Annotated in this window: 7 protein-coding genes and 1 pseudogene; 6 read left to right on the top strand and 2 right to left on the bottom strand. The window is 52.5% G+C overall.

Annotation, left to right across the window (positions count from 1 at the left end; genetic code table 11):
• Positions 1–225: 225 nt before the first annotated feature.
• From H5P30_RS12055 to H5P30_RS12070, 4 genes are all read left to right on the top strand, one after another.
• On the top strand, positions 226–570 hold the full coding sequence (locus tag H5P30_RS12055) for a type II toxin-antitoxin system RelE/ParE family toxin (RefSeq protein WP_185691055.1): 345 nt from the start codon (positions 226–228) through the stop codon (positions 568–570).
• Between the two features lie 3 nt (positions 571–573).
• On the top strand, positions 574–906 hold the full coding sequence (locus H5P30_RS12060) for a helix-turn-helix domain-containing protein (RefSeq protein WP_185693189.1): 333 nt from the start codon (positions 574–576) through the stop codon (positions 904–906).
• A 347-nt stretch (positions 907–1,253) separates the two neighbouring features.
• Entirely contained in the window at positions 1,254–1,517 is a 264-nt protein-coding gene (locus tag H5P30_RS12065; RefSeq protein ID WP_185693190.1) for a hypothetical protein, read from the top strand.
• Positions 1,514–1,924 carry a putative toxin-antitoxin system toxin component, PIN family gene (locus H5P30_RS12070; RefSeq protein WP_185693191.1) on the top strand — a complete coding sequence of 137 codons (411 nt, stop codon included), beginning with the start codon at positions 1,514–1,516 and terminating at the stop codon, positions 1,922–1,924. Before H5P30_RS12065 ends, H5P30_RS12070 begins: the two co-directional genes overlap by 4 nt.
• A gap of 413 nt (positions 1,925–2,337) precedes the next feature.
• Here the strand turns inward: H5P30_RS12070 and H5P30_RS12075 are convergent.
• Together H5P30_RS12075 and H5P30_RS12080 are read right to left on the bottom strand one after the other, a co-directional pair.
• Positions 2,338–2,622: pseudogene (locus H5P30_RS12075) on the bottom strand (site-specific DNA-methyltransferase); the annotation flags it as partial.
• Positions 2,623–2,632: 10 nt separating this feature from the next.
• Positions 2,633–3,841 carry a hypothetical protein gene (locus tag H5P30_RS12080; RefSeq protein WP_185693192.1) on the bottom strand — a complete coding sequence of 403 codons (1,209 nt, stop codon included), beginning with the start codon at positions 3,839–3,841 and terminating at the stop codon, positions 2,633–2,635.
• Positions 3,842–3,915: 74 nt separating this feature from the next.
• Between H5P30_RS12080 and H5P30_RS12085 the strand changes: the two genes are divergently transcribed.
• Entirely contained in the window at positions 3,916–4,206 is a 291-nt protein-coding gene (locus tag H5P30_RS12085; RefSeq protein WP_221774358.1) for a transposase, read from the top strand.
• An 87-nt stretch (positions 4,207–4,293) separates the two neighbouring features.
• Entirely contained in the window at positions 4,294–5,121 is an 828-nt protein-coding gene (locus H5P30_RS12090; RefSeq protein WP_185691282.1) for an IS3 family transposase, read from the top strand.
• The last annotated feature ends 49 nt before the right edge of the window (positions 5,122–5,170 follow it).

Here is a 5,170-nt window from a genome sequence, read left to right on the forward strand (position 1 = left end):
CCGAAAACACAGAGATGCCGGAGAATCTTCTTACGGGTATTCTCCGAATCACTGGATCTTTCCCTCTTCGATTCTCATCGCCTTGCGGGCTCCGTGAGAGAGGAAGGCCTCCTCAAAGGTTTTTTCCCTGTGTGGCGTTTCTCCCCGCACCTATGGTTACATACGGCGACGGAGTGGTTATCAATCGACTCTTGACGAGGTTAGCGAATATGCTAACTTTTTGGGGTGCGATCAATCCAATTCTACAGGCAGCAATCTGGAGCCTGCCCGGTTGAGGATTTTCTTGAATCTCTCGATGGCAAGCAGGCCCAAAAAGTTGCCTGGGTGCTCGATCTGGTCCGCACCCTTCCAAGGCCACCGACTCAGTACTTCAAGAAATTGGTAGGAACGGAGCTCTGGGAGGTTCGAGTCGAGTTCGGAGGCAACGCCTTCCGGATTCTCGGTTTCATGGACGGCGAAAATCTCGTCGTTCTCGCCAGCGGCTTTGCCAAAAAGACTCAGAAAACACCGAAACAGGAAATCGAAACGGCGGAGCGCCGGCGAAAAGATTACTTCTTAAGAAAAGGATGAACCATGGATGATCTCGATAAATACATTCAACAGCGCAAGGATCGCGACCCTTCCTTTGCCGAAGCATACGAATCGGGCTATCAAGAGTTCCTCATCGGGGTTCTCCTGAAGGAAGCTCGCCAAAGCGCGGGGGTTACCCAGGAAGAGTTGGCGACTGCCATTCACACGAAGAAGTCGGTAATCTCCCGGCTGGAGAATCGGGCCAGTGACGCGCGTGTCTCGACACTCCGCAAGGTTGCTCAGGCTCTCGGAAAGGAATTGGTCATTGAATTACGGGATCAGGTATCGAAGCCAAAGCGGAGGAAGGCAGCGCGAAAGAAAATGGCTCCCGCCTGATGCTTGAGAGCCTCCCTTCATCCGTAGAGGAATGGAGAGAGCCATTTCTACGAAATCCGTATCCGCTGGTCCCGGAAATTCTCCTTTTATGGGGGGGGGTAGAGCAGATCAGAATCTTTCCGATCAACCTGGCTGTGGCTGAGATGGGAAGTTGTTCAGAATCACGACCCTAAGTCTGACTCTGCCCGCCGGAGATCCGGAATTGCCGCAAAAAGGCGCAAGGACCGCAAAAGAGGACCGCGGATTTCAATCCGCCCCGTAGGAGTGGCCGCGCTGGTCAAGGCACGCCTGCTGCGCCCCTTAGATCCAGCTTGCAAGATCTCTGATTCAGGAGTTAATTAAGAGCTATGGATTACATGGCAGTCAGCGAGTTAAAGCACTCGAAAAACTTATGGAGCCGTCTGGAGTCGTCTCGTGAGGTTGTCCTGACACGCGACGGCAAGCCGGGTGCTCTCATGGTGAGCGTTTCATCGGAGAATCTGGAAGAAATCGTCGTAGCGGTCCGGCGGGCGCTGTTTTCTCAAGCAGTCAGCAAGGCCCGCACCCGGGCAGAGGCCGATCCGGTATCCGATGCCGACATTGAACGTGAGATTCGGGCCGCCCGGTCGTGAACTATCTCGTTCTGGATACCAACGTCCTGATTTCAGGTTTGCTTTCGCCTCACAACCCGCCGGGGCGGATTGTGGATGCTATACGAAGTGGCGACTTGGTCACGGTAGTGGACGACCGCATTTTATCCGAATACCGCGCGGTCCTGCGCCGCCCCTACTTTGAGCGGTACATCCATACCGACGAGCGTGAATGGATCATTGATTTCTTGACTCATGAGTCTCAACCCTCCTTGAGCAGCCAAGCAATCCAAGGACTGCCCGACCCCAGAGATGCCTGCTTTCTTGAAATTGCCAAGGTATCCAAGCACCCCCTCGTTACTGGAAACATCAAGCACTTCCCGCCAAACAAACGCCGAGGCGTCCACGTATACTCGCCACAGGAATATTGCCAGACTCACGGCCTCTAGCCTTTGCCCCAAAGAGCGATCCATTCGCTGGTATAGAGTGCGGCAGACCTTCTTGTGGTAAAGGTTTTCGATCTCTTCGGATCATAATCAAATACGACCTTCCCAGTGGGTGGGTTGCTTGAGCGCCCACCTTCGCCCGGAGAGGAATGGCCGCAAAAAAGCGCAAGAACCGCAAAAGAGGACCGCGGATTTCAATCCGCCCCGAAGGAGTGGCCACGCTGGCCAAGGCACGTCTGCTGCGAAAAAGGTCTTTTCCCCGAGAGGTGCGAGTATTGGCAAGAATCAAAACGTGACGTCTTTTTGGTGTCTTCCCAAGGCGACGGATTACGAGGAATGAAACTTCCGAAGCGGGTAGCAATCAAGGATTTGTGGGCTGATCCCCTCCGGCTGTCCTCACATATTAGTGAGAGCTAGATCGAATGCTCCAATCCGTCCTCGTAGTGCTCAAATGCCGAACCAGTGTTATAAGGTGGGTCAATATAAACGCACTTCACCTAGCCCGTATACTCTTGCTCCAGTGCTTTAAGCGCCAGCAGGTTGTCCCTATGAATAAGCATGTTGTCGAAGATGTCATTCTCGCTGACGCGCTTCGGGGCATGGTAGGACTTGTCGGGGTCTTCAATGAGGATGCGCGGCTCCATTTTCGGACGCTGGTCCTTTCCGATCCAAGTGAGTTCGGGTTTTTGTTTTTTGGGCATTTTGGAAATTTTATTTGCTAGGCTTTAAAAGTGGGTAGAGACGCCGTGTGACTTTCTCGCCTCGGTTCTTCCAGCTCAAACCATCCTTACAACTATCTGGTAGTGTGTTATTTTCATCACAAATAGCGTCAGCCAAAGCGAGCGTGGCATTTCCCAGTCCGATTGCTTCACCAATCTCGTCAAAGTGGCCTGCAAGTTCTTTAAAGTGGCAGCCGATTGCATTGCGAAACTGGAGCTTAGCGAAAATGTTTTCAAGTAGAGGGGCTAGGTCTACAGACCTAGATACATTGCCTTCTTCGTCTAAGTGATCGCAGCGCAAGATGGGCATCAGTTTCTTCTCACCTTCCAGGCCACCTTTGTAGTGGTCAAGTGTCCATCGCTGTTCAGCCCCAGGGTTTCTAGGTAGCTTGCATTGATAGATTCCCGTTAAGAAATCGAGCATTCGCTCTAGAACGACCCCCGATTTGGCTGCTATGGTGCTCGCATCTTCGGCTTCTTTCAAATAGCGGCGGAGGAAAGCTACTTCAGAATCAGGCCCCTTAGAAAGGCAAAGGCCTCCTTCGAGAGACCATTGCCCGAGCTCAAGAAACTCGACTTGGCTCTTGGTTAAAATACCCCAGCGGAACTTGAAGCGTAGGGGCTGGTAGTGACTGGTAATTATGACGTGATGGAAGTGCGGTGCTTCCTGTAAGAGAAGTTCATAGAGCCGCTCCATGTGAGCTTCGTCCACCGATGCAATCGCATCATCCAAGCAAAGAATTTTGTTTTCTGGGTTTTCCCGTTTCTCTAGGGCCAGGAACAGGCAGAGGCCAAGTGTATCTAGGTGTGACTCCGATAAGTAAGCAACTGGACTTGCGTTAGCCTTGCCAAAGAGTTCGCCATCAAATTGTGCCGATGAGTTCTTTGTGGGATGAAGATAGAGCTTAATCTTCTCAATCTTTTCGTCAGGATGTATTGCCTTGTATAAATCGGAAAAGTCTTTGGATATGGCTATCAGGGTTTCGTTGGCGTGGCGAATTCGCTCCTCGTGCAAGACCTCTTTGATCTTTTCACAACGAGCGATGATAAACTCGATTCGTTTGCCATCTTTGACGGTATCTTTGATGCGTTTTACCGCATTTCGAACTTCGGTCTGAATGCTTTTTCTTCTGTGTAGCGCGGCGCACTCTTTCTCGACTTTTTCAGCAAACGGTTTGAGCTCGGAAGCCTCTTTTTTCAATTCCTCATACCATTCTTCATTGATGTGTCCTGATAAAAATGGACACGGGATTCTCTTAGAAGGAGAATCAAAGAATGAAGAGACGCCGCTACACTGCCGAGTTCAAAAAAGAGGCAGTCAAGATGATCATAATTGAAGGTACACCGGTGAAGGAGGTATCCGAGCAGCTTGGTGTTCCCGAGGGGATGCTGTATAGCTGGAGGAAGAAGCACCTGGATGATTTGGAGGCTGAGGCTCCCGAGGGTGCACAGAGTCCGAAGGCGATGGCCGAGGAGCTGGCCCAGGTCCGCAAGGAGCTGGCCAAGCAAAAGCGGATGAACGAGATACTAAAAAAAACGGTGGGCTACTTCAGCAACCCCGAGTGATGCGCTATCGGTTTATAGAGGATCACAAGGCTCGCTACGGAGTAGACGAGCTGTGCGAGTGTTTCGGACTGAGCCGCAGCGGTTACTATGACTGGCAGGCTCGCGAGCCTGCCAGTCATAGTAACCGCTGCGGCTCTCAAGGGACGGATTACCGAGTTGCACCGGCAAGCCCGTGGACGCTACGGCCACCGCCCAATCCACGAACACCTCAAGGACGAGGATCTCGGCTGTGGCCGCGACCGGACGTTACGGTTGATGAAGGAGCTGGGGATCGAAGGTCGACAAACGAAGGGCTTCAAGCCCCTTGGCACCAACAGCAAGCACGACTTCGGCTACAGCGCCAACTTGCTGCGCGAACTCGGAAAGCCGGACGACTGCAATCAGGTCTGGGTAGCCGATACGACCTACCTGCGCGTCCAGCGGGGCTGGTGTTATCTGGCAACAGTGATGGATCTGTACAGTCGGCGGATCATCGGTTGGAGCGTTTCCTCCCGCAACGATTCAAAGCTGGTTTGCCAGGCTCTGCAGTGCGCCGTCCTGACCCGAGGCGGCGAGCTGCCCGAGGGCCTCATTCACCACAGCGACCGGGGTAGCACCTACGCCAGCTACGACTATGAGAACATGTTGGAGAGCTTCGGGATCAAACAAAGCATGAGCGCCAAGGGGAACTGCTACGACAACGCCGCCCAGGAATCCTTCTACGGGCGGTATAAGACCTCAACAGTTGGCGATGAGGTCTTCTTCGATGAAGACACTGCCCGAAGCAATGCCTTCGAGTATATCGAAGTTTTCTACAACCGATTCAGAAAACACTCCTCTCTGGGCTACAAGAGCCCGATCCAATTCGAGGAAAAAATCGCGCCCCCCATGGGGGGCAATCACACAAGCCTACCGGCTTGCATCAACTACAACTAAACATCATAACACGAAGAAAATAAAGGAATCCTCTGTCCAGCGATCTCAG

Source organism: Puniceicoccus vermicola (assembly GCF_014230055.1).
Lineage (GTDB): Bacteria > Verrucomicrobiota > Verrucomicrobiia > Opitutales > Puniceicoccaceae > Puniceicoccus > Puniceicoccus vermicola.